Annotated in this window: 25 protein-coding genes and 1 pseudogene; 17 read left to right on the forward strand and 9 right to left on the reverse strand. The window is 38.2% G+C overall.

Annotated elements, in window-relative coordinates; genetic code table 11:
• Nucleotides 1–87 precede the first annotated feature (87 nt).
• The 3 genes from IQ237_RS15400 to IQ237_RS15410 all read right to left on the reverse strand — a co-directional run bounded on the left by IQ237_RS15400 (nt 88) and on the right by IQ237_RS15410 (nt 2,569).
• Nucleotides 88–852: an energy-coupling factor ABC transporter ATP-binding protein gene (locus IQ237_RS15400; RefSeq protein ID WP_194056643.1), complete on the reverse strand. Its 765-nt coding sequence runs from the start codon at nt 850–852 to the stop codon at nt 88–90.
• A 150-nt stretch (nt 853–1,002) separates the two neighbouring features.
• Nucleotides 1,003–1,653, reverse strand: a complete 651-nt coding sequence (locus IQ237_RS15405; RefSeq protein ID WP_194056645.1) for an energy-coupling factor transporter transmembrane protein EcfT — start codon at nt 1,651–1,653, stop codon at nt 1,003–1,005.
• Nucleotides 1,646–2,569 carry an energy-coupling factor ABC transporter permease gene (locus tag IQ237_RS15410; RefSeq protein WP_194056647.1) on the reverse strand — a complete coding sequence of 308 codons (924 nt, stop codon included), beginning with the start codon at nt 2,567–2,569 and terminating at the stop codon, nt 1,646–1,648. Before IQ237_RS15410 ends, IQ237_RS15405 begins: the two co-directional genes overlap by 8 nt.
• An 828-nt stretch (nt 2,570–3,397) precedes the next feature.
• Between IQ237_RS15410 and IQ237_RS15415 the strand changes: the two genes are divergently transcribed.
• From IQ237_RS15415 to IQ237_RS15430, 4 genes and pseudogenes are all read left to right on the forward strand, one after another.
• Nucleotides 3,398–4,411: a multicopper oxidase domain-containing protein gene (locus tag IQ237_RS15415; protein WP_194056649.1), complete on the forward strand. Its 1,014-nt coding sequence runs from the start codon at nt 3,398–3,400 to the stop codon at nt 4,409–4,411.
• Nucleotides 4,412–4,476: 65 nt separating this feature from the next.
• Nucleotides 4,477–4,668: pseudogene (locus tag IQ237_RS15420) on the forward strand (helix-hairpin-helix domain-containing protein); the annotation flags it as partial.
• Between the two features lie 169 nt (nt 4,669–4,837).
• Nucleotides 4,838–5,272 (forward strand): bacterioferritin, encoded by a 435-nt coding sequence (locus tag IQ237_RS15425; protein WP_194056650.1) that lies wholly within the window; start codon nt 4,838–4,840, stop codon nt 5,270–5,272.
• 186 nt (nt 5,273–5,458) lie between these two features.
• Nucleotides 5,459–6,406, forward strand: coding sequence for an FTR1 family protein (locus tag IQ237_RS15430; protein ID WP_194056652.1), 948 nt, complete (start codon nt 5,459–5,461; stop codon nt 6,404–6,406).
• Nucleotides 6,407–6,600: 194 nt separating this feature from the next.
• Here IQ237_RS15430 and IQ237_RS15435 read toward each other — a convergent pair whose 3' ends face one another.
• Nucleotides 6,601–7,500: an ABC transporter substrate-binding protein gene (locus IQ237_RS15435; protein ID WP_194056732.1), complete on the reverse strand. Its 900-nt coding sequence runs from the start codon at nt 7,498–7,500 to the stop codon at nt 6,601–6,603.
• Nucleotides 7,501–7,600: 100 nt separating this feature from the next.
• Nucleotides 7,601–8,188, reverse strand: a complete 588-nt coding sequence (locus tag IQ237_RS15440) for a molybdenum cofactor guanylyltransferase (RefSeq protein WP_194056654.1) — start codon at nt 8,186–8,188, stop codon at nt 7,601–7,603.
• A 216-nt stretch (nt 8,189–8,404) separates the two neighbouring features.
• Here IQ237_RS15440 and IQ237_RS15445 point away from each other — a divergent pair, with 216 nt between their 5' ends.
• Nucleotides 8,405–8,758, forward strand: coding sequence for a tetratricopeptide repeat protein (locus tag IQ237_RS15445; protein ID WP_194056656.1), 354 nt, complete (start codon nt 8,405–8,407; stop codon nt 8,756–8,758).
• 151 nt (nt 8,759–8,909) lie between these two features.
• On the forward strand, nt 8,910–9,431 hold the full coding sequence (locus IQ237_RS15450) for a DUF29 family protein (RefSeq protein WP_194056658.1): 522 nt from the start codon (nt 8,910–8,912) through the stop codon (nt 9,429–9,431).
• Between the two features lie 97 nt (nt 9,432–9,528).
• Here the strand turns inward: IQ237_RS15450 and IQ237_RS15455 are convergent, their stop codons facing one another.
• Nucleotides 9,529–11,586 (reverse strand): thioredoxin domain-containing protein, encoded by a 2,058-nt coding sequence (locus IQ237_RS15455; protein WP_194056660.1) that lies wholly within the window; start codon nt 11,584–11,586, stop codon nt 9,529–9,531.
• Between the two features lie 193 nt (nt 11,587–11,779).
• Nucleotides 11,780–11,935, reverse strand: a complete 156-nt coding sequence (locus tag IQ237_RS15460) for a hypothetical protein (protein WP_187039651.1) — start codon at nt 11,933–11,935, stop codon at nt 11,780–11,782.
• Between the two features lie 530 nt (nt 11,936–12,465).
• Between IQ237_RS15460 and clpP the strand changes: the two genes are divergently transcribed.
• Complete coding sequence (clpP, locus tag IQ237_RS15465; RefSeq protein ID WP_096565355.1) at nt 12,466–13,071, forward strand: ATP-dependent Clp endopeptidase proteolytic subunit ClpP; 606 nt, start codon at nt 12,466–12,468, stop codon at nt 13,069–13,071.
• A gap of 174 nt (nt 13,072–13,245) precedes the next feature.
• On the opposite strand, the gene IQ237_RS15470 is transcribed toward clpP, so the two are convergent.
• Both IQ237_RS15470 and IQ237_RS15475 read right to left on the reverse strand, forming a co-directional pair.
• Complete coding sequence (locus IQ237_RS15470) at nt 13,246–14,031, reverse strand: hypothetical protein (protein WP_194056734.1); 786 nt, start codon at nt 14,029–14,031, stop codon at nt 13,246–13,248.
• Between the two features lie 76 nt (nt 14,032–14,107).
• On the reverse strand, nt 14,108–14,302 hold the full coding sequence (locus IQ237_RS15475; protein WP_194056662.1) for a hypothetical protein: 195 nt from the start codon (nt 14,300–14,302) through the stop codon (nt 14,108–14,110).
• Nucleotides 14,303–15,173: 871 nt separating this feature from the next.
• Between IQ237_RS15475 and IQ237_RS15480 the strand changes: the two genes are divergently transcribed.
• From IQ237_RS15480 to IQ237_RS15525, 10 genes are all read left to right on the forward strand, one after another.
• On the forward strand, nt 15,174–17,528 hold the full coding sequence (locus tag IQ237_RS15480) for a ribonuclease R family protein (protein ID WP_194056664.1): 2,355 nt from the start codon (nt 15,174–15,176) through the stop codon (nt 17,526–17,528).
• A gap of 207 nt (nt 17,529–17,735) precedes the next feature.
• A complete protein-coding gene (locus IQ237_RS15485; RefSeq protein WP_194056665.1) occupies nt 17,736–18,356 on the forward strand; it encodes a flavin prenyltransferase UbiX in 621 nt (206 codons plus the stop codon).
• A 324-nt stretch (nt 18,357–18,680) separates the two neighbouring features.
• A complete protein-coding gene (locus tag IQ237_RS15490; protein WP_194056667.1) occupies nt 18,681–19,340 on the forward strand; it encodes a LapA family protein in 660 nt (219 codons plus the stop codon).
• A gap of 416 nt (nt 19,341–19,756) precedes the next feature.
• On the forward strand, nt 19,757–20,311 hold the full coding sequence (locus IQ237_RS15495; protein WP_194056669.1) for a shikimate kinase: 555 nt from the start codon (nt 19,757–19,759) through the stop codon (nt 20,309–20,311).
• Nucleotides 20,312–20,475: 164 nt separating this feature from the next.
• Entirely contained in the window at nt 20,476–21,366 is an 891-nt protein-coding gene (gene argB, locus IQ237_RS15500) for an acetylglutamate kinase (protein WP_194056671.1), read from the forward strand.
• A gap of 342 nt (nt 21,367–21,708) precedes the next feature.
• Nucleotides 21,709–22,227 (forward strand): tetratricopeptide repeat protein, encoded by a 519-nt coding sequence (locus IQ237_RS15505; RefSeq protein WP_194056673.1) that lies wholly within the window; start codon nt 21,709–21,711, stop codon nt 22,225–22,227.
• Nucleotides 22,228–22,322: 95 nt separating this feature from the next.
• Nucleotides 22,323–23,180: a DUF3153 domain-containing protein gene (locus tag IQ237_RS15510; protein WP_228020337.1), complete on the forward strand. Its 858-nt coding sequence runs from the start codon at nt 22,323–22,325 to the stop codon at nt 23,178–23,180.
• A 492-nt stretch (nt 23,181–23,672) separates the two neighbouring features.
• The gene (locus IQ237_RS15515) at nt 23,673–23,912 is read left to right on the forward strand and encodes a hypothetical protein (protein WP_194056740.1); all 240 of its coding nucleotides are present in this window, start codon (nt 23,673–23,675) and stop codon (nt 23,910–23,912) included.
• On the forward strand, nt 23,912–24,304 hold the full coding sequence (locus IQ237_RS15520; protein ID WP_194056675.1) for a type II toxin-antitoxin system VapC family toxin: 393 nt from the start codon (nt 23,912–23,914) through the stop codon (nt 24,302–24,304). Before IQ237_RS15515 ends, IQ237_RS15520 begins: the two co-directional genes overlap by 1 nt.
• Nucleotides 24,305–24,679: 375 nt before the next feature.
• Nucleotides 24,680–26,185, forward strand: a complete 1,506-nt coding sequence (locus IQ237_RS15525) for a serine/threonine-protein kinase (RefSeq protein WP_194056677.1) — start codon at nt 24,680–24,682, stop codon at nt 26,183–26,185.
• Nucleotides 26,186–26,204 lie beyond the last annotated feature (19 nt).

Raw genomic sequence — 26,204 nt, forward strand, 5'->3', positions numbered from 1 at the left:
TCCAAAAAGCATAGACAAATATCTCAAGCAAATTCTGACGTAGAATGTAGAATCTCCGTGGCTTTAGCCCGGAGAGTGTCAACCTCATCACCAGTCTACTGGTAAACCTAACTGATCTAAGGTTTTGCCATCTTGTAATAGCGGATGGATCTGGCTGTCTATATGAATTTGACCACCTGAAAGGACTAAAGCACGTTGGGTCACTTTCCCTAACCACTGTAAGTCATGGGAAGCAATTAACATTACCTGCACAGGCAACTTTAATAATACTTGGGCTAAATGTCGTCGCCATGCAGGATCAAGTCCGTTGGTTGGTTCATCTAAAATCAGAATTGCTGGGTCTAGAGCTAATATTGATGCTAGGGCGGCTAAACGTCTTTGTCCTCCAGAAAGTTCGTGTGCGGAACGGTGAGCATATTCTTCTAAACCAAAATCAGCTAATAGTTGTCGTGCTTTGTCCGTTGCTACTGCTGGTGAAATACCATAGTTGCGTGGTCCAAAGGTGACATCTTCCAAAATTGTCGGCATAAATAATTGATCATTGGCATCTTGAAAAGTAAAGCCAATTTGCCGACGTATTTGGGGTAAAGTATTTGGTTCTACGGAAATGCCGTTAATAGAAATTGTGCCACTTTGAGGGTGTTTTAAACCGATGAGATTTTCTAGGAGAGTGCTTTTTCCTGAACCGGTTGCACCCATCAAAGCGACGCGATCGCCTGCATTTAAGGTAAAGGAAATATCTTTTAATACGGGTTGCTGGTGTAAGTAGGCATACACCAGATTTTTCACCTCAACGACAGAGGTATGAGGATGAAAGATAAAAGTTTGGGGATGAGAAGTTAAGGATGTCAAGATTCACAACTCAAATATAGGTGATTGGTAATTGGTAATTGGTGATGCAATTTTGGATTTTGGATTTTGGATTTTGGATTGTTTTTTTCAACTCCAATCTAAAATCTAAAATCTAAAATCTAAAATTTTCCTCCCCTGTTTCCTGGTGTATTAAAAATAGGAACTGACGGTGATACAAGCAGCAATAATGACGACTAAGATTAGTGTAAAACGTTCTTTTGGGTTAAGGGTAGAGTCTATAGGTAGTTGACCATTGTAACCACGAGTGATCATTGCGCCATAAACTCGTTCTGCTCTGTCTAAAGTACGCAGATACAAAGAGCCGATCATAGCTGCACTGGCATAACGTAACCATCCCCCAGCACCATTTAAACCTCGTAATTGGGCGCTACGCTGCATTCTAGCTAATTCTGAGAGTAAAATTTCTAGATATTGCCCAGCTAGGAGCAAATTTTCCTTTAATGGTGCGGGTAGGGGTAAACCTTTGAGAGCGATACCAAAACTGTGGGGGGGTAAGGTGAGTAAAAAGCTATTCATGACTATTAAACAAATTAGCGATCGCACCAGTAAAAAACTCGCTTTTTCCCACCCCAAAGGTAACGCTACCAATGACAGAAAAATCAATTCAGCACCTAGTAAACCCCCTAATCTGCGTAGGTCAACCCGGAATATAAATACCCACAAAAGTGCGATCGCACCATACACCAGCAAATTTGACCAGCTATGAGGCTTTAAAAAAGCGGCCCCAATCACAATGATCAGGGATAATTGCAAGCGTAATGCCAAGGAAATGTTAAGCATTTTTAGGTTTCATCACTTTAGCAATGCCAAAAGCCACAGCAAAGCAAGCTGTCGCACCTACCCAACCAGTAATACTTGTACCAATTGGTCCTAAACCTTCGATTTCATAATCAGCTAAGGGTGTTGGTACTACAACTCTGACTTCTTCGGCTAAATTGATAAAATCCAAGTTTTCTGCTACTCTTTCTAACCCATCTGGCCAACCGGAAGCAAAGAGAGATAAAACACCTGCAACGAGGAAAATACTCACCACGGGTATCAACCAGCCTCCAAATTTCTCTTCTTCACCTGGTAACAAGTCTGGACGTGCTGCGGCTAAATAGGCTATCACACCCCCAGTAATTAAACCCTCTCCCACGCCAATCAAAATATGTACACCTGTCATTGCAGGTAAAACTATGTTCGCTGGTGCTGTCCCAGAAAGGGCTAACTGAATAGCACAAGCTATGGCTGCTGCAACTACACTAACACCTGCTGCTATACCTGCGGCTAGGGGTAAACGCCCTTTAGAACCACCCAGTAGTCGTTGTAAAGTCTGGGTTAAGAACCAAGCTACCCAAACACTTATTACTCCCAAGTTTAAAATATTTGCACCCAAGGCAGTAATACCACCATCAGCAAATAGCACTGCTTGAATTATTAAAACTGTTGCTATACATAACATTGCTGCCCAAGGACTACCTAACATAATCGCCGCTAAAGCACCGCCGCACAGGTGTCCGCTAGTACCTCCCGCTACGGGAAAATTAATCATTTGGGCTGCAAAAATAAAGGCTGTGGTTAATCCTAATACGGGAGCGCGACGAACACCAAAAGCTGTTTGCGATCGCCCAAAGGACACAAATAAAGCTGCTCCACTGGCTAAACTCGTAGCTGCTGCTACTGGAACAGAAATAAATCCATCTGGTATATGCATGAAAATCCTTGTTTTTCGCTTTTCTTTACACTAATTTCAGCAATAGAATTACAACTGCAAAAGATAGCATGACAATTCTAAATTTATAGGAAACTAAATTTCCCCTATATTTACAATGCCCCATTGGAGGATTTTTTGGCAGGTATTTAGAGAATTTTTATAATAAAAAATACATCCAAATTTGTATTTATTTATTAAATTATGAATATTTGTATATTTATTGTTTATTTTTGTAAATATTAATTCCTGATTGATTTAATCAGTCAGGAATTTGCAGTGTTTGTGGTTAACTATCTATAAACTAACTTATGAACCAAAAGATCAATCAGAGAAGCTTGATAATAAGGTTGACAAATTGTGTGAATTTTGGCTGGTGAAATATTGCCATTTTTCACGGTAATTATGTTATCATAAACATATTGATCATCTTGATCATCAAATAATTGCTCAAAGGAAGCTCAGGAATACTGTAGAAGAACAAGTTGTTGCATATAAATCCTTAGACGATATTTTTCTTCACAATAGATATCTACGAAAATTAAATATGCTTAACCTGAAACCCTTGGTAGGGAGAATTCAGGAATTGTCTCTACATCTTTTTCGGAGAGGTATAATAATAAATTACAAACTTCATATAGGGGAATTTTCAAAGTTCAGACATCTCAAAACAGGTACATTCCTGTTTACTGTCATCTCTCCCTTGTATTTCTCGATAGTTTACATAATTATTGACAATAATTCCTGATTCCTATACTATACCTAATAGTAATTGCAAATTATTTGCAACTTCCTGTTTCTATTCCCTCCCTGTTCCCTCCTCATCACCTCATGTCTGACAACTTTAGTTGGAGTAAAAATATACTCTTCAATCGCCGTCAATTGCTGAAAATGAGTCTATTTGGCGGTGGTGTGATTGGTGCAACTGCAATTTTACAGACTATAAATGCAAAAAATAATGCCAGTGTTAAAGTTCCACCAATGGAAATGGAAGCATCCAATAATGCTGCTAACAGTGCTACTCAACCCATGCAGGTGCTGAGAAATTTTGATTATGGAACTCTGAAGCAGGAAAATGGACGAAATATTCGAGAATTTGAGTTAATAGCAGGTAATTCCACAATTCAGCTAAATAATGCGGTATCTTACAATATTTGGGATTTAAATGGGCGTATTCCTGGACCGACGTTAAGAGCAAAAGCGGGTGAACGGATAAGAGTATTATTTCTCAATAAGGCTGGACATTCCCATTCTCTGCATTTTCATGGAGTGCATCCCGCAGAAATGGATGGTGTAAAACCTGTAAGTAATGGTAAAGCAACTATCTATGAATTTGATGCAGAACCCTATGGAGTGCATTTATATCACTGTCATATTGCACCTGTAACCCGTCACATTGCTAAGGGTTTATATGGAATGTTTATTATTGATCCGCCTCAACTCCGTCATGCTGCGGACGAGATAGTTTTAATTATGTCTGGATATGACATAAATGATGATAACAAAAATGAGTATTACGCATTTAATGGTTTGCCTCATCATTATATGCATAATCCTATTCAAATTTATCAAAATCAATTAATTAGAGCTTATGTTTTGAATATTATTGAGTTTGATCCTGCTGTCACCTTCCATTTACACGCTAACTTTTTTGATGTTTATCGTTCAGGGATGACGATGACTCCCAGTGAAAAGACGGATGTTTTAACAATGGGTGTAGCAGAAAGACACATTTTAGAATTTGCGTTTCGTTATCCGGGTAAGTATATGTTTCATCCTCATCAAGATGCGATCGCTGAAAATGGATGTATGGGACAGTTTGAAGTTATCGCAGGTGACAGGTGACAGAAATTTGTAAGTCATGGAACTTACCTAACACTTGGTTAAGAAATGATTAAACTATACTTTTGCTGGTTCAATCAAACCCAGAAGCACACAAAGCCATAGATACAGCTTTAACAGAACTATTAAAAGTTTGGCCTGCTGTTATTCCACCCGCACAAACAGTCAAAACCCCTGAAGATGTTACCAAAATGGTAAAAACGATAGAGGAAAACACCCAAAAAGTGCTATCTCAAACTAACAACAAAGCACAAAGTTAGTATTTGCACACCATTGGACATCCACAAAAAACAGCTTAAAATAAGTGAAAATAGAGGAAACAGTGAACAGTGAAACACTAAAAAATTATCTACATTGAACTAAGATAAAAAGTGTATAGCTACTCACAAAAATCCTCTCCAAATTTAATTTTGCTCATCTTAACAACTGATGCGAGAACTCGACCACCAAAAAACCATTGACATCCTCAACGCCATCATGGAATTTGAACTAGCTGGCGTTGTTCGCTACACCCATTATTCCCTAATGGTAACAGGACCAAACCGCTTACCTATTGTCGCTTTTTTCAAAGCCCAAGCCAGTGAATCATTACTTCATGCCCAACAAGTAGGAGAAATTCTCACCGGTTTAGATGGACATCCTACCTTGAGAATTGCCCAAATGGAAGAAACTTTCAAACATTCAGTCAAAGACATTTTGGAAGAAAGTTTATCCCATGAAAAGAAAGCATTGGATATGTATAAAACTCTACTAGACACAGTTGAAGATGCTAGTATTTATCTGGAAGAATTTGCCCGTGGCATGATCGGACAAGAAGAGTTACATAATTTAGAACTCAAGAAAATGTTACGCGATTTCAGCTAATATTTCGAGGAGTCAGGAGTCAGGAGTCAGGAGTTTTTTATTTTGGATTTTGGATTTTGGATTGTTTTTGTCAACTCTAATCTAAAATCTGAAATCTAAAATTTTTCTTCCCTGTTCCCTGTTCCCTGTTCCCTTTCTTTTATCATGACCAATAACTAATAACTAATAACTAATAACTAATTAACAATGAATTTTAGTATTGCACTACCTACTTTTGTTATTACTCTCCGAGAAGGTGTAGAAGCTGCCCTTGTTGTGGGTATTGTCCTCGCTTTATTGAAAAAAGCCAAACAATCTCATCTCAACTCTTGGGTATATGCAGGTGTTGGAGTTGGTATTATTGTTAGTGCTTTAATCGGTGTTTTATTCACAGGTATAATTAAATTTTTAGGATCAATAAACCCTCAATACACCTCAGTAGTTGAACCAAGTTTAGAAGGTGTATTCAGCATTTTAGCAATAATCATGCTGAGTTGGATGCTGATCTGGATGACAAAACAAGCCAGATTTATGAAATCTCAAGTTGAAGGTGCAGTTAACGAAGCATTAACACAAAATAACAATGCTGGATGGGGAGTTTTTAGTTTAATTTTAGTAGCTGTAGTGCGGGAAGGTTTTGAAACAGTTCTCTTTGTAGCTGCCAATTTTCAACAAGGTTTATTACCGACTTTAGGCGCACTTGCTGGTTTAGCAACCGCAGCAGGAATTGGGGTTTTATTGTTTAAATGGGGTGTGAAAATTAATATTCGCCAATTTTTTCAAGTTATGGGCGTTTTATTAGTTTTAATTGTCGCTGGTTTAGTAATTTCGGCTTTAAAACATTTTGATGATGCGATCGCTAGTTTAGCACTCAGCAACCGCGCCTCAGAAAATCTTTGTTTTTATTATGAACACTTTACTAAAATTCACTCTTGTATTTTAGGTCCAATGGTTTGGAATACTGCTCACATTTTACCTGATAGCAAGTTTCCTGGAATTATTCTCAAATCTTTATTCGGTTATAGAGATAAACTTTATATAGTCCAAGCTGTAGGATATCTAGTATTTTTAATTAGTATTGGTGGCTTGTATTTTCGCAGTATCATGGGTGGAAATAATCAAAAACAAAAAAATATTCCTGTCGCTGAAAAATAGCATTTTATATAAACCTAGATCCGCGACTTCTTTAAGAAGTCGGGTATCTATTTCATAAACAAATAAGATGTTACGCAGCTAAACTGTATAATCTCAATATTCTTAGCTCTTGTGGAACAGGCATCCTGCCTGTTAACCTTATACAAGTTAAATACACAACAGCTTATTCTGAATCCTGACTTCTTAAATACAACTCAAAAGATTTTCTTTAATTCCTGAGCAGATTTTTCAATTGCAGCTATACTACCAGGATTAACCATTCCGTAATAATCAAAAACATAAACTTGATTATTTTGAGTAGCTTTTAATTTCTGCCAAAACGGCTCTTTTTTCAAAGAATCTAACAAAGTCGTTTCAGCATTAACTACTATTAAAACATCAGGATTTGCTTCTAAAACCTTTTCTGCTGAAAGGGTGACATAACCACCAATGGGTCCATTACCTTGTAATTCTGCGGCGACATTTTTCGCTCCAAACCGAGAAACTATATCACCCGCCCAACTGTTTTTATTTGGTGATAAAATTGGTTGACGACTTACTAAAACCAACGTCGAAAGATTCTGGTTTTTTTGATTTTTCTTTTCAGGTAAAAAAGTTTCATATCTATTTAATAAAAGTTGGGGATCTGCACCTATTTTTTCAGCAAGATTTTTAGTTAAGTCTTCCAAAGATTCCCAACTATAGACTTTTGTGGATAAAGTTTTTATTCCTAGTTGTTGCAGTTTTTGTAATGGTACATCAGAAAAACCTGCTACACCAATTACTAAATCTGGTTTTAATGCTACAATCTTTTCTAGATTTGGTGCATTTTGTCCTTGACTAACTTGAGGAATATCTTTAAATCGAGGATCATCTTGTAATAACTTACTACCAACAACACCCACCAATTTTGTTTTATCTAGTTCAGCAATAATATCAGCAGACAGCGAAGAAAGCGCAACCACTCTTTTCACAGATGTGTTAGGTGATGTTTGTGCAATAGTAATATCTGGGGTAATTTCTGGTTTTACTGCTTGTATTTGGCTTGTTTCTGTAGCACAAGACAACAAAAACAAACTTAAAAAAATTGATACTAAAAATGATTTATGACGCATAATGTTGTTTTTATTTCTCATTTCTGATTTTTTGGGAATCGGCAATTTTATTTTTTCCAATTATAGCAACTTCTAGCAACAAACAAGGTTTTTACCTCTGTCACCTATTACCTGTAACCTCATCTAAATCTTCAGGAGTATTGCAGTTAAACAACATATCCGATTTTGAAAAAGGTAAAATTTCTACAGGATGTAATTTGAGAAACTGTTGAAAAGATCGCCCCCCTTGATTGATAAAATCTAAAATTAGGGGTAAACAAGAACTGCGATAAAAACCACAAAGTGGTTCCCAACCTTGGGTATTTTTTACCAAACAAGCAATATTTTCTCCTTTTATATTATCTAATCTTTTCACCCACTCTTGCAACACTTCAACTTGCAAATTTGGTAAATCGCAAGCTAATAATAATACCCATTCTGTGTTTACTTTCTCTAAACCTTGTACAAAACCCACTAAAGGTCCTTGTGTGTTATGGGGGTTTTCTTGTATAAATTCACATCCTGGTAACTGTAAGTGTTGATATTTTTCTGGACAAGGTGTAACTATATATATAGTATCCGTACAACTTTTAGCGACATTGCCAACTTTTTGTAATAAGGGTATTCCCTGAATAGGAATCAAAGCTTTATCCTTTCCCATCCTGGAACTTTTACCACCTGCAAGAACTATGACGCTTAATGTAGTCATGCAATTTAAAAAAGTTTCAATTTTTTTGTTTTTAATTAAATATACATTATCACACAATATGACAAAAAATTTGTTTTTTAAATCGTGTAAAAGTTGTTGCAGAACCGTAAAACCCCAATGTTTATCTTATTAAGTATCAAAAAATTGCAATATTTTGCGGATTATTACATCAGGCAATGTATTATTTATCATCAACCAAACAACAATATCATCATTATGCTTAATAATCTCACAGTTACTACAGATATTAACCACTTAGCAGCTATCAATAATATTGGGTTCATTAAATATGAACAAGGAGACAAAGAAACAGCGATTCAACAATGGCAAAAAGCGATTAAAATTAACAATCAATCTGCTGAACCTATTTTAGCTTTAGCTGTAGCTTTATATACTAAAGGAGAACAACAACAGGCTTATCAGTTAGCAGAAACAGCATTAAAGTTAGATATCAAATTTGCTGATTTTCACTGGATGAAAAAGCATTTTTGGGGTCAAAGTATGATTACTGATGCTCAGAAATTTCTATCTACTCCTCAAATGAAAAATTTGTTATCACAGTTGCATTAATATTTACAATTGTCTAATATTCTCGTTCCCATACTCTGTATGGGAATGAATTTATATATGTCCTGATTTCTTGAAACTTCTGACTGCTGACTAATGCTGTATCACCTTTATGTTAAAATATAAAACATAGCTAGATGAGAGGTTAACAACTATGACCCAAGAATTAATAGACCTCAGAAATAGTATTTTACAAGGACGTTATGCAGATGCTCTGGCAATTGTGGACGAGTTAGAAGGAATGAGTAAACAAGCTATTTTGGGCAATATCCAGTCGTATGTAAGGATTTTGTTAATTCATTTAATTAAAAATCAAATCGAACAGCGTTTAACAAATTCTTGGTCTGCATCTATTCGTAATGCTATCCGAGAAATTAAAAAGATCAATATTAAAGATAATAAGAAATCCTATTACATCAATCAAGATGAATGGGAAAATTTGATTGAGGAAGAAGTGATTGAAGATGCGATCGCTGATGCTAGTCTAGAAGTAATGAATGGTATTTATAACCAATTTCAACTAGGCGAAATTATAGATAGAAAACAGTTAATTACAACTGCTTTAAAATTCCTCAATTTAACTTATTCCTATTCACCTAAAGAATTACCTGCTATTGTCGCAGAAACTTTAACTCAGTTACCCGGTGGTGAAGATTGGAAAATAGGAAAAAGGTAAATATAGCAGGAGTCAGGAGTCAGGAGTTCAGGAGGTAAATATTTATCCCTATTCCCTATTCCCTTCTTACTGTCACCTGTCACCTGTCACCTGTCACCTAACCTCTATTCTGACTCCTCTGCACCTGTGACAACAACTCCTCTAAACTCCCTGGTGCGGGAAGACATTTCAACCCTTGACAAACTAAACCCACGCTTCCCTCTGGTAAATCTGATACCGCTTCAAAAACCGTAGTTGGTAGATATTTAGGCATTAATGACTTAATCGGCTCAGTGGTACTACGAATCAATGTACAATTACGATACCAATCTAAAGCAGTAAATAAACTAGGACAACCTTGAGGAGATTCATTCATTACACCTTTAAAGGCGTGTAATCCTGATTCAGCCAAATCAAGATAATGTAAGTTATCAGTAAGTAAAGATAACCTGACTAAATTGGCGATCGCCACCCCATTAGCAGCAGGTGTAGCATTATCCGCAAAACTCCGCTCCCTGATAATTAAATCTTGACTATTATCGCTAGATGTGTTAAAATACCCTCCTAATTCAACACTCCAAAGAAAATCATTAAACTCATCTTGGAGAGCGATCGCTTTTTCCAACCAATCATTATTTTCTAAATCAGCTTGGTGTAAATCCAACAATGCTTTAATAAAAAAAGCATAATCTTCCGATTGAGCTAAAACCGTCGCCTCACCTTCATAATTAAGTCGGTGAAAACGTTCATCCACAAATTGATGATCTAAAATAAACTTAGCCGCTTGAGTTGCTAACTCCAAATAACTAGGTTCTTGGAAAACTTCAGAAGCTCTAGCTAAACCGGAGATCATCAAACTATTCCAAGCTACAATCATCTTAGTATCAGTCACCGCCGGAATGCGACCAGGCCAGTTAGTGATTTTCGCTTCCTGATTATCCCGTGCTGGGGGAAAAGTCGCTAGTGCATCAGGAGTTGCACCATAACGCAAAGTAAACAACTTACTCAAAGCAGTTTCTAAAGTTTCACTTAGTTCACCAGGATGCAATCTTTGTAAAACATTTTTCCCTTCAAAATTCCCATCAGTAGTAACAGTAAACTGTTGTTGTAATTCTGTTAATTCTTCAGGTGTTAAAAGTTGTTGTAATTCCTGATAACTCCAGACATAAAAAGCACCCTCCTCCGGTTCTGCATCTGCGGGGTTAGTGAAGCTATCCGCATCTTGAGCAGCATAAAAATAACCACTAAGTGATGTCATTTCCCGTTGTAACCATTTTACAGTTCCAGCCACCGCCCGCTTGAAAGCTGGTTCTTCAACTCCCGCACTCCACAAATTAGCCAGATATTCTACAATCTGACCATTATCATAAAGCATCTTTTCAAAATGGGGGACAGTCCAAGTTGGGTCAACAGTGTAGCGATGAAAACCACCAGCAACATGATCATAAATACCGCCCAAAGCTAAATCTAAACCCCGTTGAGCAGAAACTTGTAATCCATCATACCGAGATTGATAATTAAACCGAGAACCCCGCAAAACCAACTCACTGTATGGGATCATCGGAAAACTATTACCAACCTGCTTAGGAGTAATGATCCCCGTGCAAACTTCCCAACCTTTTTGTAATAATTCTTGATCAGCTACTTCCTGAATGCCATCATTTTGTAACACCGCAGATGTCAGCAAAGCTTCGAGAATTACAGCTTTTCTTTGACGTAACTCCTCTTTTTCAGTATCGTAGTAATTGCGTAAAGCTTGTAAAACCTGCAAAAAACCCGGACGACCATAGCGGGGATCAACAGGAAAATAAGTACCCGCATAAAAAGGGACTAAATCATCAGGAGAGAGAAAAGCATTAAGAGGCCAACCCCCTTGACCAGTCATCATTTGTAGACTTTGCATATAGATGCTATCAAGGTCAGGTCTTTCTTCTCGGTCTACCTTGATGGGGAGAAAATTGTCATTCATATATTGGGCGATCGCCAAATCAGAAAACGCCTCACCTTCCATCACCGTACACCAGTGACAACTAGAGTAACCAATAGAAAGAAAAATCGGTTTATTTTGCGCCCTTGCAGTTTCCAATGCTTCATCACACCAAGGCCACCAGTCAATCGGGTTTTCAGCGTGTTTGCGGAGATAAAGGCTTTTTGTGTCAGCTAGGCGATTCGTCATAATAAAAGTTTTCCACCATTTTCTGACCAGTCTAGCGTTTTTAAAGTTATTAGTTATTAGTCATTAGTCATTAGTTATTAGTCATTAGTTATTAGTTATTAGTCATTAGTCATTAGTTATTAGTTATTAGTCATTATTTATTTTTACCAAGTCACCAATCACCAATCACCAATCACCAGTCACCAATCACCTTTTATTTGGAAAAACGAATAGTTGAACCGAGAACAGGGGCTGGAATTTCCGATACAGGTGATACAGACTTGCGAGGAATTTGGGTACTGGGGTTTAGTGCTGCGATTAGGTGTAGCAAAAAAGTGATTAAAGCAGCTTGCATAAGTCTTTCGAGCATAGCACTCCTCTCTTGAAAAATAGCATTTAAATTTAGATTGGTTAATCTAAATACACCACATAGTCCCGATTTACCGGATTTGAAAAATATGTCCGGAAAATTAACCAGGTTCAGGTTAAAAATTGTGAAAAAATTTACTAAGACCTGAAAAAGAATTTCGACCAAATAATATAGATTCGCCAACACAAGGCAAGCTAAAGTTATAGGTCAATAAATAGGCACGCAGACAGCTAGTGTCAGAATGTAAATTAATCATCTGTTAATGATGATTAACTTTTGAATTCTCCCGCTTTTGACATCGCCACAATTTTTGAGACTGCTATCAGCCGCTAAAAGTGCCTGTTAAAAAAAATTTTGGCGATGAGATATTTGATTCTAGAGTATTGCTATTGAAAAATCTGTTTGCTCAGAGCAGATGATTAGGAGATCAAAAATTTATCTGTTATTGTCGAGATATCCAAATTTGACAATCAACACAATCAGCCTCTCTCATAGATAGAATAAATAACAAATAGATACAAATACGCTCAATGATTCCTATCGTTATTGAACAATCGGGTCGAGGCGAACGCGCCTTTGATATCTACTCACGACTGTTACGTGAGCGGATCATTTTTTTGGGACAACAGGTGGATAGCAGTCTAGCTAACCTGATAGTTGCCCAATTGTTGTTTTTAGATTCTGAAGACCCGGAGAAAGACATTTATATGTATATCAACTCTCCTGGTGGTTCAGTGACGGCGGGGATGGGCATTTTTGACACCATGAAAAATATCCGCCCCGATGTCTGTACCATTTGTACTGGACTAGCAGCCAGTATGGGCGCTTTCCTATTGAGTGCGGGTACAAAAGGTAAACGGATGAGTCTACCTCATTCACGGATTATGATTCACCAACCTTTAGGCGGCGCTCAAGGACAAGCTACCGATATTGAAATTCAGGCACGGGAAATTTTATACCACAAGCGCAAGCTGAATGAGTATTTAGCCGAACACACTGGTCAGCCTTTTGAGCGTATTGCCGAAGATACAGAACGCGACTTTTTCATGTCTCCAGAAGAAGCCAAAGAATACGGTTTAATCGACCAAGTGATTGATCGTCACTCCGCAGGTAGCCGTCCAATGGTTGTAGTGTAGGTGACAGGTGACAGTGAACAGGTGACAGGTGACAGGTGACAGGTGACAGTAAGCAAGGGAAGCAGGGGAGGCAAGGAGAGAATATTAACTGTTGCCTCTTGCCTCTTGCCTTTTGCCTTCTGTTCCCTGTTCCCTGTTCCCTGTTCCCTGTTCCCTGTTCCCTGTTCCCTTATCTTAAAATCCAGCTATGGGATCAGGTTGAGCTTTGAGGTAGTTGAGAAAATCGAGTAATTCTTCCTCACTCAGTAAAGAACGCCCCAGTTTACCGTAAGTTTTCTTGAGATGTTCTCTTCCCTGTTCTTTTGTCCAGCCCAAGCGTTCTATTTGGACATCAGTTTGAGCAATGACATCAGATAAATTAACTGGTTCGCTTTTTCTCCTGGTTTTGCCTATCCCTGAGCGCAAACCAGTATCTTCAACAGAAGAATAACTACGTGGAGTAAATGGGGTGACATTACTAGGAGGAATTTCTGGTAAAGATTGAAGTTCAAGTTCGGGATTAGATACTAGATTCAGGTTAGGCCCTGAGGTATCAACTTTTTCTTCTGTGGGAGTAGTTTCAGAAAAACTTTGATCTAAAGTTTGGTTGTAGGTATGGTTTTTATTGTTGTTGGCCAGTGACGATGGACTACTAACAACATCACCAGTGCTAGGGATAGACTCATTGAAAACTGTGGTAGTTTTTGGGGAAGGATTCACGGTTACAGGGGAAACAGGTTCTGGGGAAACAGAAACAGCAGCATTTTCCCTGGTTGTATTTGTGATTCCCAAAACCATCAGCGCCCGATTTCTAGCTTGGTCTTCAGCAGTTTCCACAGTGTCTGCTCCCGCCATAGCAGTGGCACGGGTGACACCTTCAATTTGTAGACTGACTCGGACGATATATTTACCTTGAAAAATCTCTACTAATTCAGAAATAATACTTCCGTGAGGATATAATCTCTGGAACTGAGCCAACATCATATTTCCACCCATCTCAATCTGTTTTACTTTATTTGTACTTTGTAGATTTGTTTGATTTTATATAGATATTTAACTACTTGGTAATTCCTGATAGCCAAGCGTGGCGAAGCCATACGCCTGACTCTTGAATCTTGACTCCTGTAAGGGCGAAGCATTCGGGCGATAAATTATCAAGTTTTGTCCAAGGTTGTTTTCCCAATGCTTCGCCCCTACGACTTTTTGCGCTATGATCATCAGTCACGATTGTAGCAGCAACTAATTGGTGCATAATTTGCAGCAAATTTTAGCTACTGCTGACTGAATCAGGTGTCTTCCTTTCAATGCTATACTAATCACCCAACTAGATATCTAGAAGTATTTTCTGGAAGTGCGCTCTAAATCTACAATAATAAAGATAAGGTTCGCCCTCATTGCTTGTTCAGCTGCTTACCTGATTGTTACCGATTCTACAGAGGGGAAAATTAGGTTAATCGGCTGTGTCTCCTAGTTAAAACTCAGATTCTCATGGTAGTACCTGTTGAAATCTAGACAATCAAACATCTGTTACTTGCCTTTTGTATCAGCTAGTGGAAATTGAAGAGTTCTCTAAACCAAATCTCTCAAAATTTCATTGCGTAATTATCAGGTGGAAATCGAGTATCAGGAGTGCTGTGTAAGATTGGTTAGGTGAAGAAGGTTGAACCCAAGTGAATTCTGGTCGTGCAGTGAGAATTCCGAGCAGAGCCTCGCTCTGAAAGGAACTTGTGCTGCCTTGTCTTATCTACGAGAGACCACTCTAGGGTAATTCGTTGGCAACAAGTGTCTGTTGGCTGTGAGGAGATACAGAGCTAACAACTGAACTCAAAATTTTACCTAAATATACTTAAATTTGCTCAAATTTAAGTAAACAAGGTTTTGAAAAAGGTAAATTAGTTCATCTAAAATACCTTTTAGGCGATAACCAAGCCGGAAAATCCTAAAATTCTAAGGTAGGGCAAGCTTTGTCCAAACCAAAAGCCTGTGGATTAAGTAAGTGCCGTCACTCTTAAGTAAAGCAGGAAGCTAACTGCAAGTCTTTAAGTAGATTTGAGTAAGTTTAGTAAAGCGGAAGAACCAGATTACACGAAAAATGATGTTTTGACCAAAGGTCGGTTCACTGCATGGAATTTTCAATCGCTACACTTCTTGCCAATTTTACTGATGATAAATTGGTAGCTCGGAAGGTTTTGGAAAAAAAACTGGGTTGTGAAGATGAAGATAGTTTGGAAAAACTTCACATTGCTTTGGAGGTGCTGGAAAAAATTGGATTGTTAGTCAAAGAACGGGGTAAGTATCGTCGTGTATCAGAAGAGGGGCTGATTGAAGCGAAACTCCGCTGTTCTAGTAAGGGGTTTTGTTTTGCAATTCAGGATGTGGAAGGCTCGGAGGATATTTATATCCGGGAAAGCCATCTCAGTAATGCCTGGAATGGCGATCGCGTTTTGGTGAGAGTTCTAAAAGAAGGTAGTCGTCGCCGTTCTCCTGAAGGTGAGGTAAAGTTGATTCTGGAGCGTTCTAATCACACTTTACTAGCACGGATTAAGCAAGTAGAAGGGGGTTTCCGTGCTGTACCTTTGGATGATCGTTTGCTGTTTGAATTGAAACTGCTCACCAATGGCATTAACTTAGAAGCAGCTATCGACCACTTAGCTCATGTGGAAGTCTTGCGTTATCCCTTAGCTCAATATCCACCCTTGGGGCGGGTGGTACAAATTCTGGGTAGCGATGCTGAAGCCGCTGCTGATATAGACTTGGTAACGTGTAAACACGATTTATCTCGGACTTTTACAGAAAATGTCTTGGATGCAGCCGCGAAATTATCTAAAAAGCTGCTGAAAGCAGATTTAAAAGATCGCGTAGATTTACGGGATTTGTTTACTCTGACGATAGAAGGGGTAAACGGTGACGATAGAGTAGTAGAAAATGCTTTTAGCTTGGAGAAAAACCCCAGTCAACCCTGGCGGTTAATTGTTCATATTACTGATTTATCTCACTTTATTCAGGCTGACGAGATATTAGATAGAGAAGCACTCAAGCGGGGCAGGTCAGTGTATCTCGGAGATTTAATTTTGCCGATGTTACCTGATGCGGTAGGGGAACGTTGTTCATTGATACCGGACAGCGATCGCCTCACTCTCTCTTTTGTGATCACCATTGATCCTCAGTTGGGAGAAGTGATTGAGTGGGAAATTCAACCGAGTGTGATTAATGTTGATACGGCTGTAAGCAAAGACCAAGCTGAAGCAATACTCAATGGTGAATCAACAAAAGCATCTGTTGAAAGTACAGAGATATTACGTGATTTGGCAATTTTGGCGACAACAGTCAAACAAGCTCGCTTATCTCGCGGTAGCTTGCAGTTGAATCTACCACCTAGCCAAAATCCTTATCATGATGAAGGTAATATGGGGGCGGTAGTACCTCATGACTCACCAGTGCGATCGCTCTTAACAGAGTTTGTACTGATGGTAAATGAACTAATGGCAGATCACCTCAGCGCCTTGGGAGTTCCCGCTATTTGGCGAGTTCAAGGTACACCGGATTCAGAAGATGTCCAAGAAATGCTGAAACTGGCAATTAATTTAGGTGTGGAATTAACTCTTGATCCAGAGTTAGAAATTCAACCCCTAGATTATCAGCAATTAACCGGTATTTTCGCTGAATCACCATCTGAGCAAGTTCTCACCTACCTGCTGCAAGATACTCTTAAACCTGCTATGTACAGCACCACCAAAGGATCTCACTTTGGTTTAGCACTGCCACAGTATCTTCACATAAGCTCACCCTTGCGGCGTTACCCAGATTTACTTATGCAAAGGGTATATCATGCCTTATTGGAATATGGGCGCGATCGCCGCAACACCCGTGTTAAAGAGCGTGTTAACCTGCGTCACTCTTCTTCTCATTTGGAAATTAACTGGAACGTTCTCCCACCAGAACTACAACAAGAACTACAAAGCGATTTAAATAGAGTCCTTGTCCAGATTAATGACCGAGAAAAAGAAGTTCAAGAAGCTGAAGCCGATTTAGCTGGACTACAAAAAGCCCAACTGATGAAACAGCGCATCGGTCAAGTTTTTCCCGGTGTGATTACAGGCGTTCAATCCTACGGTTTCTTTGTAGAAATCGAAGTTCCAGCTACAGAGTCAGAAATAGGCTCTCAACTGAGTACACCTTTGCGGGTAGAAGGATTAGTACACGTCAGTTCACTAAAAGATGATTGGTATGAATATCGAGCTAGACAACAAGCACTATTTGGGCGAAAAAATCGCGCTTCCTATAGATTAGGCGATCGCGTCTCCGTACAAGTCAAAAGTGTAGACTACTACCGTCAACAAATTGATTTAGTCACAGTTGGCGCTGATGGTATGGTCAAAGGATCAGGAATAAGTGTGGCTAATGAAGATGGCACAGATATTTACTTACCAAATCACATCAAATCTTTTGATTTAGATCCCTACAGTGAAGATGAATGAAGAGAAGTCAGAATACCCCATGCCTGTTCGTCGTAGATGTGCCGTAGGCATAGTCAGGGGTAACAACCGCGCGACAATTTTTTCTTTTCTTCACGGATAAATCCGGGGGCTTTAAACCCCGATTCATCCACCAGTTACACAGAATTCATTCTGACTCCTGACTCCTGACTCCTGAATTCTTCTTTGGTAAATTTTCTGGGTATTTTCGTGTCCAATAACAGTAAACCACTGATTTTAGGCGTATCAGGTGCATCCGGCCTGATTTACGCCATTCGCGCTCTTAAATTTCTTTTAGAAGCTGAATATAAAATTGAACTGGTTGCATCTAAATCAACTTACATGGTTTGGCAAGCAGAGCAAAATATCCGAATGCCAGCAGATCCCGAAGCACAAGAGCAATTTTGGCGAAATCAAGCCGGAGTAACCCTATCTGGTCAACTACGCTGTCATCCTTGGAGTGATGTTGGTGCTGGTATTGCTAGTGGTTCGTTCAAAACTTTGGGGATGATCATCATTCCCTGTAGCATGAGTACAGTAGCTAAACTAGCAGTGGGTTTAAGTTCAGACTTACTAGAACGGGCAGCAGATGTACAGATTAAAGAAGGGCGTAAACTGGTGATTGTTCCCAGAGAAACGCCTTTTAGCCTGATTCACCTGCGGAACTTAACAACTTTAGCAGAAACAGGAGTTAGAGTTGTTCCCGCCATTCCCGCCTGGTATCACAACCCCCAAACAGTTGAAGATTTAGTTGATTTTGTCGTAGCCCGTGCTTTAGATCAACTAGATATTGATTGTATTCCCATTCAACGCTGGGAAGGTCATCTTTAAGGGGACTGGGGACTCTCACAGGGGTAGGTTTTTAATATTATCTGTTAAGGCACGACAAGGAAGATAAGGAGGGAACGTAGACAAGGAAGATTTTATACAAAAAATGGTCTGTTGAGCGTCGCTTTTTGTTACCAATTGTACATTATTTGTACGGATTTCCGCCCTTGTCCACTGTCCTTCCTTGTCCTCCAAGTCTTGCCCTCACGACAATGTAAAATACCTACCCTTGTGAGGACTGGGGACTGGTGATTGGATAAAAATGACTAATAACTAATAACTAATGACGAATAACTAATAACTAATAACTAATAACTAATAACAAAAATGGCTGGAACTCGTGTAATTTTATTGGTAGTGGTGCTGGGGGGACTAACACTATTGTTAGTTCAAAATTTTTCTCCTGCCCTCCCCTTAGTATTTTTGGGGATGCGGACTCAACCATTACCACTGGCTTTATGGATTTTATTTAGCATTGCTGCTGGTGGTGTAACATCTTTTTTAATTACCACTTTGTTTAAATTTACTAATTATTTTACTCCACAGGCATCGGCATCCAAATCAACGACAACAGCACCCCGTGTTAAAACCAGTGCCAGGGAAGAAACTATACCACCACCTACCAGTCCACGCAGGTCAGTTGATGAAACAGATTACACTACCAGTAACGCATTTGATGATTGGGAAACAGATCCCAATCAAGGTGATGATTGGGATTTTGCAGAACCAGCACAGACACCAAGCCCGAAAACCTACCCAAATCAGCAAGCACCTAAAAATGTATCTCGACCTGATTCAGTTTACTCCTACAGTTCTCAATCACCGAAAAATACTGGTGTAGGAAAAACCGAATCAATTTATGATGCTGATTACCGAGTAATTATCCCTCCTTATCAACCCCCAACTACTGATCAAAGTGATGATGATTGGGGTTTTTTTGAAGATGAAGAGGAAGATTTTGAAGATGACAATAAACGCCCTCGCTAGTAAGTTTATGATACAGAAATTTGTGATTCGGTCTGCTTTAACCCAGATTCTGTATTTCAAAAAGTAGCATAATTAAATGACATAAACTGTCAATTAAAACTTATGCTTTTAACGACCACGTAACAGTGGAAAACAAAATTATGAACGCAAAAAGTTAAGCTTTTATTGTGTTTTAAAAGCTATTTCAACAACCATATTTAAGTAGTAGTGCAAAATACATTTTATATTTGGGAGAGGGAACAGGTAAGAAGAGTTTCGGTATGTACTGGGTTTTGTTCAATCATCAAATAGGAGTCCTATATATCCAAGAAAATGAAAGGGGTAGAGGAAGTAGGGTTTAGTGTGTAGGGGTTTCCGCCTCTTTCCTATAAAATGTAAAAGTTATTAATTGGAGTCAAGAGACTGGTGAGTAAGTTATGAGTAATTTATTAAGAGGAGTCAACCTGTATTTAATTGGGATGATGGGTGTTGGTAAAACCACAGTTGGGCGGTTACTGGCTCAGGAATTGGGTTATGGTTTTATAGATACTGATGATGTCATAGTTAAAGCTGCTGGTAAGTCCATTAATGATATATTTACTGATGAAGGTGAAGCGGCGTTTCGGCAGTTGGAAAGTGATGTGTTAGCTCAGGTTTGTGCTTATACTAAATTAACTATAGCTACTGGTGGGGGTATTGTCCTGCGACAAGAAAACTGGAGTTATCTACATCATGGGTTGATAGTTTGGTTAGATTGCAGCGTGGAAACAATTTTTCACAGGTTGTTAGAAGACACTACAAGACCACTTTTACAAGATTCTAATCCTGAAAGTAAATTGCGATCGCTCCTTGAACAACGTCAACCGCTTTACTCCCAAGCTGACTTACATATTACCATCACCCAGGAGCAAACCCCAGAACAAATTGTGGCAAGCATACTAGCAGCAATACCTAGTGTTCTCAAAACTCAAGATGTTCAACATCAAAATTGATCTGAGGAAATTTTGTGAGACTTGTGATCAAGGGATAGATCCCCGACTTCTTTAAGAAGTCTGGGATCTAGAAATCAAGTTTTTGCTTATGTAACAATCTTGTATTCTTAGTTTGTACAATCCAAAATTTAAAATCTCAAATCTAAAATTGGAAGATCCTGAAAATGATTAACGATACCGAGTATATCAGGCAAGCGGAAGCTAATCGCGTCGAAATTCTCAGCGAAGCACTACCTTACATTCAAAAATTCTCAGGTCGTACCGTGGTTGTGAAATACGGAGGTGCGGCCATGAAAGATAGCACCCTCAAAGATAAAGTTATCCGTGACATTGTATTTTTATCCTGTGTAGGCTTGCGACCAATTTTAGTACATGGTGGTGGACCAGAAATTAACAGTTGGTTGGGTAAACTAGGAATTGAAGCTCAGTTTAAAAATGGGTTGCGTGTCACCGATGCACCAACAATGGATGTGGTAGAAATGGTGCTAGTCGGCCGAGTCAATAAAGAAATTGTCGCTTTGATTAACCAAGCTGGGGGTATGGCCGTGGGACTGTGCGGTAAAGATGGTAATTTAATTACTGCTCGTCCTCAAGGTGATGAAGGTATTGGTTTTGTGGGGGAAGTCAGTAATGTTAACATCAAGATTTTAGAAACTCTCGCCAGTAATGGTTATATTCCAGTAGTTTCTAGCGTTGCTGCTGATGATAACGGACAAGCTTATAATATTAATGCTGATACCGTAGCGGGAGAAATAGCAGCTGCTTTAGGAGCAGAAAAGTTAATTTTACTCACAGATACACGGGGTATTTTAACAGATTACAAGGACCAATCTACCTTGATTCCTAAAGTAGATATTCCTGAAGCGCGTCAATTGATTAACGATGGTATAGTTAGTGGAGGGATGATTCCTAAAGTAACTTGTTGTGTGCGATCGCTCGCTCAAGGAGTCAAAGCTGCACATATCATTGATGGTCGCATTCCTCACGCATTATTGTTAGAAATTTTTACAGATGTGGGAATTGGTACAATGATTTTAGGTTCTCAAGTTAAATGATAAATTGGTGATTGGTGATTGGTGATTGGTGATTGGTGATTGGTGATTGGTGATTGGTGATTGGTGATTGGTGATTGGTGATTGGTGATTGGTGATTGGTGATTGGTGATTGGTGATTGGTGATTGGTGATTGGTGATTGGTGATTGGTGATTGGTGATTGGTGATTGGTGATTGGTGATTGGTGATTGGTGATTGGTGATTGGTGATTGGTGATTGGTGATTGGTGATTGGTGATTGGTGATTGGTGATTGGTGATTGGGAGAATTAACTAATAACTAATTACTGATAACTAATGACCAATAACTAATGACAAATAACAAATGACAGATGACAAATGAAAAATGACTACAGAAAGTTTAGAAATTGCGAAAAATCGTTACATTGCTGGAAAAGTAGCTTTTGAAAATGGACAATATCGGGAGTCTGTAGAAAACTTAGAAAAAGCTAGTTCCTTATTAGCAAAGAATACACGCTTTGGAGGTGAAGTAGACATTTGGTTGGTGAATGCTTATGAAGCTGCGGGACGTTCAGAAGAGGCGATCGCACTTTGTCAACAACTCACCCGTCATCCCCATTATGAAACCAGATCACAAGCCAAAAGATTAGTATATATTTTAAAAGCACCCAAACTCAAACGCCCAAAAGAATGGATGACAGAAATTCCCGATTTTGGTAATATTGGGGAAAACGAAGCTAAAACAGTCATCATCGCAAAACCCAAAAAAACCACAAAACAAAAAACCCCAGAACCAGAATACATTGATCTCAGTCAAGTCAATACAAAAGATAATCGTTTTATTTGGGTAGCTTTAATTGCAGTCGCTTTAACAATTTCCTATTTAGTTTGGTTAAGTGTATGAGTAGGGGACTGGGGACAGTGAATAGGTGACAGGTGAGTGAATAGGTGACAGGTGACAGGTGACAGTAAAAAGGTAAATTTAGAAAAAACAAGTTTATGAATATTTTGCATCTTCTGAATATTATGAATATAGATAATTTCCCGAAAACCGGATTTCATTTAATATTAATAAAAACAGCAAAATTAGTTTTTAAAAACATCATCAACTTAAAAACCTCCAAAAAACTATTTTCAGTTTTCCTAATTTTGGCATCTTTAACATTATCTGGATGTGTACAATATGATTTAGGAATTAACTTTAATCATACCAACAACGGCGAATTAGTACAACATATTAAATTACCAGAAACAGTCATCAGTTTTAGCGGTGATTATATTTCCGAATGGTCAAAAACTTTAGAACGTCGTGCTAGAAAACTATCAGGTTCAGTAAAACGCATTTCTCCCGAAGAAATTATTGTCAAAATACCCTTTACCAATGGAAAGGAACTACAAGAAAAATTTAGCGTTTTTTTCAACTATCCCACTACTCAAAAACTTGATAAAGTTGAAACAGATGAATTACCAAATATAGCATCTAACTTAATTGTACAGGATAATAACTTCTTACTTGTATCAAGAAACCACTTAATCTATGATTTAGATTTGCGTTCTCTTGCTGCACTTACCAGTAAAGGAAACAGCTTCAAAGTTACAGATTCAATTATTGATTTAGATTTTAGCTTACAGACACCTTGGGGAGTTAAGAATATTCAACAAACTGAAAATATTCTCCAACCAGAAAAGAAAGGTAAACAAATGGTATGGAAACTCAAACCAGGTGAGTTAAATCATATAGAAGTCGTGTTTTGGACTCCTAACTTCCTGGGTATTGGTACATTAATAATCATCCTGTTTGTTTGGGGTGGTTATTATGTGCGATATACATTATTAGAATCAGGATTTTCAGAATAAAAAACGCAGATTTTTTGAATTGGGATTTACAGGATTTTTTCTTTGCTTCTTTGCTTTGCGTCTTTGCGTCTTTGCGTCTTTGCGTGAGGAAATAGATAAATTTTGTCTGAATCAGGATATCCAGGATTTTAGGATGTATAGGATGTGAGCGATCGCATATTTTTTTAGTTTTCGACTTGACAAACTGCAAGTTTGGTTGTACACTTATGTTATGAGTGGAAATCTGTGGGCGCAATATATATAGGGTTTTTAACAGCCTGGGTTGAGATTTTCGGAACGCGGATGAACGCAGATAGACGCAGATGGTGAGGATGAAAACAGAAAATCTCTCTAAAACCTTTTACCTTCGTTTCTTCGTGTTCTTCGTGGTTTATTCTTCTGTCACTTGTGCGTAACCAACTATCATCAAATAACATCCTGAAAATCCTATAATCCTGATTCAGACAAGATGCTATCATCAAGTAATATATTTAAACCAAAAATTATGAAATTATGAACGTTCAACTTGTTGATTATCTAGTAGAAATTGTTGCTAAACTCACACTGGAAGAACAACAGCTTTTTCAAGAAAAGTTAAATAGTCAGGATTATACCTTACCAAACCCAAAAAAGCGGAAAGTTGATATTAACGCTGTGCGTAGTATCTGTAATCAGATTAGAAATTTACCTATGCTTGATCCTAGAACACCTGATGAAATTATTGGTTATAACGAGTTGGGGATTTTTGAATAATGGTGATTGACACTTCTGCTATTATGGCTATTATTTATGGTGAACCTGAAGAATTGATATTTATTGAACTTATTAACGATACAGAAGAATGTTTACTTTCTTCACCCAGCTATGTTGAAGCATCTATAGTTTTAGTTACTAAACATGGTCAACAGGGTATAGAAAATTTGAATTTATTAATTGCAGCATTGTCTATAACTATTGTACCTTTTACTGTAGAACAGGCACAATTAGCTAGTGAAGCGTTTTTGAAGTTCGGAAAAGGTCGTCATCCTGCAAAATTGAATATGGGAGATTGTTTTTCCTATGCTTTAGCAAAATCTACAAATCAACCTTTATTATTCAAAGGAAATGACTTTATTCACACTGATGTTGCTCAAGTTAATTATTGATTAATTTATCTTGAATAAAGAGGATATCCTGATGCTGAAAATCTGCGTTTATTCGCGTTTATCTGCGTTCTTATCCTGTACATCCTCAAATCCTGGATATCCTGATTCAGAAAATAAAACTCCCTTGGATTATTCTCAAGACTATCATAACACAACCGTCTCAGAAGTCAATACCCTTGAAAATACGTTGAGTCATTCGCAACCATTCTCAATAATTTGAGGGTAAAAAACGGTGTTGAAACTTTTTTGGGAAAATGGGGTTAAGAATTGTTAAGGTGCTGACGTTAAGACGCTAAGAAATAAAACATCAGTGTTATGAAATTAGCGAGTATATTATTGTATATATTATAAATATCAAAGTATCTACCCCAAACAATGAATCAGATATGTTGTCTCAACCCAGACTGTCATAATCCACCCGTACCAGATACGACAAAGTTTTGTCCTAATTGTGGTGTTCCTTTGGTTATCCTCAGAAACCGTTATCGTCCTGTTAAACCTTTGGGTGGTGGTGGTTTTGGGAAGACTTATTTAGCTGAAGATATTGATAAATTAAATGAGAAGTGTGTTATTAAACAATTTGCACCCCAAACTCAAAATACCTACGCTTTAAAAAAAGCCAAGGAGTTATTTGAGCAAGAAGCAATACAACTAAAAGACCTGAAACATCCTCAAATTCCCCAATTACAAGCTTATTTTGATGAGGATGATTGTTTATATTTAATTCAAGATTTTATTGAAGGTGAGAATTTATTAATTGAGTTAGCAAATCAAGGAACTTTTAACGAACAAAAAATCCGGGATTTGTTACTTGATTTATTACCAGTTTTGCAAATAGTCCATAGTAATAATATTATTCACCGCGACATCAAACCAGAAAATATTATGCGTCGTCGCAGTGATGGGAAATTATTTTTAATTGATTTTGGTGCTTCTAAACAACTCCAGGGAACAATGAGACCAGGTACGGTAATTGGGAGTTATGGTTATGCTTCCCTGGAACAAATGGAAGATAGAGAAGTGTATCCAGCGAGTGATTTATTTAGTTTGGGTGCAAGTTGTTTTCATTTAATGACTAGGGTGCATCCTTGGGAGTTATGGAAAAAACAAGGTTATGGTTGGGTGGAAAAATGGCGTGTTCATTTACAGCAATCTGTGAGTTTAGAATTAGGAGAAGTTATAGATAACCTATTAAAAGTAGAATATCAAAACCGTTATCAGTCAGCAGGGGAAATTTTACAGGTTTTACAAACTCCACCACCTTCACCACAGCAAAATGTACAACCAATAATCACACCAGCACCAACAGTTGTCCCACCAACAGTTACACCAAACTTACCATTACAACAAAATGTACAACCGATAGTTAAATCACCACCACCTCCTGCTTCAATTCCCACACCACCAACTCCAAAACCCAAACAAACTCTCATCTATATAATCTGGCTTTTGATAATATGTTTATTTTCAGGATTGTTAGGATATCTAAGTCAAACACCTATTGAAAATAATACTCATTCTGATGGTGTAAGTGCTGTAGCTGGTGCAAGTGCTGTAGCCATCAGCCCCAATGGTCAGACTTTGATCAGTGGCAGTGATGACAAGACTATCAAAATCTGGAATTTGCCAACGAGAAAATTGAAATCTACCCTGACTGGTCATTCTTCCTCGATTACTTACCTAGCCCTCACCCCCGATGCTAGGACTTTAGTCAGTGCAAGTTGGGACGACACTATCAAAATCTGGAACTTGCCAACGGGAAAATTGAAATCTACTCTCACTGGTCATTCTGAGAAAGTTCGTACCCTAGCTATTAGCCCCGATGGTAATACTTTGGTCAGCGGAAGTGATGACAATATCAAAATTTGGCGGTTGGAATAGTCTGAATCAGGATAACCAG

Source organism: Sphaerospermopsis sp. LEGE 08334, from assembly GCF_015207205.1.
Lineage (GTDB): Bacteria > Cyanobacteriota > Cyanobacteriia > Cyanobacteriales > Nostocaceae > Sphaerospermopsis.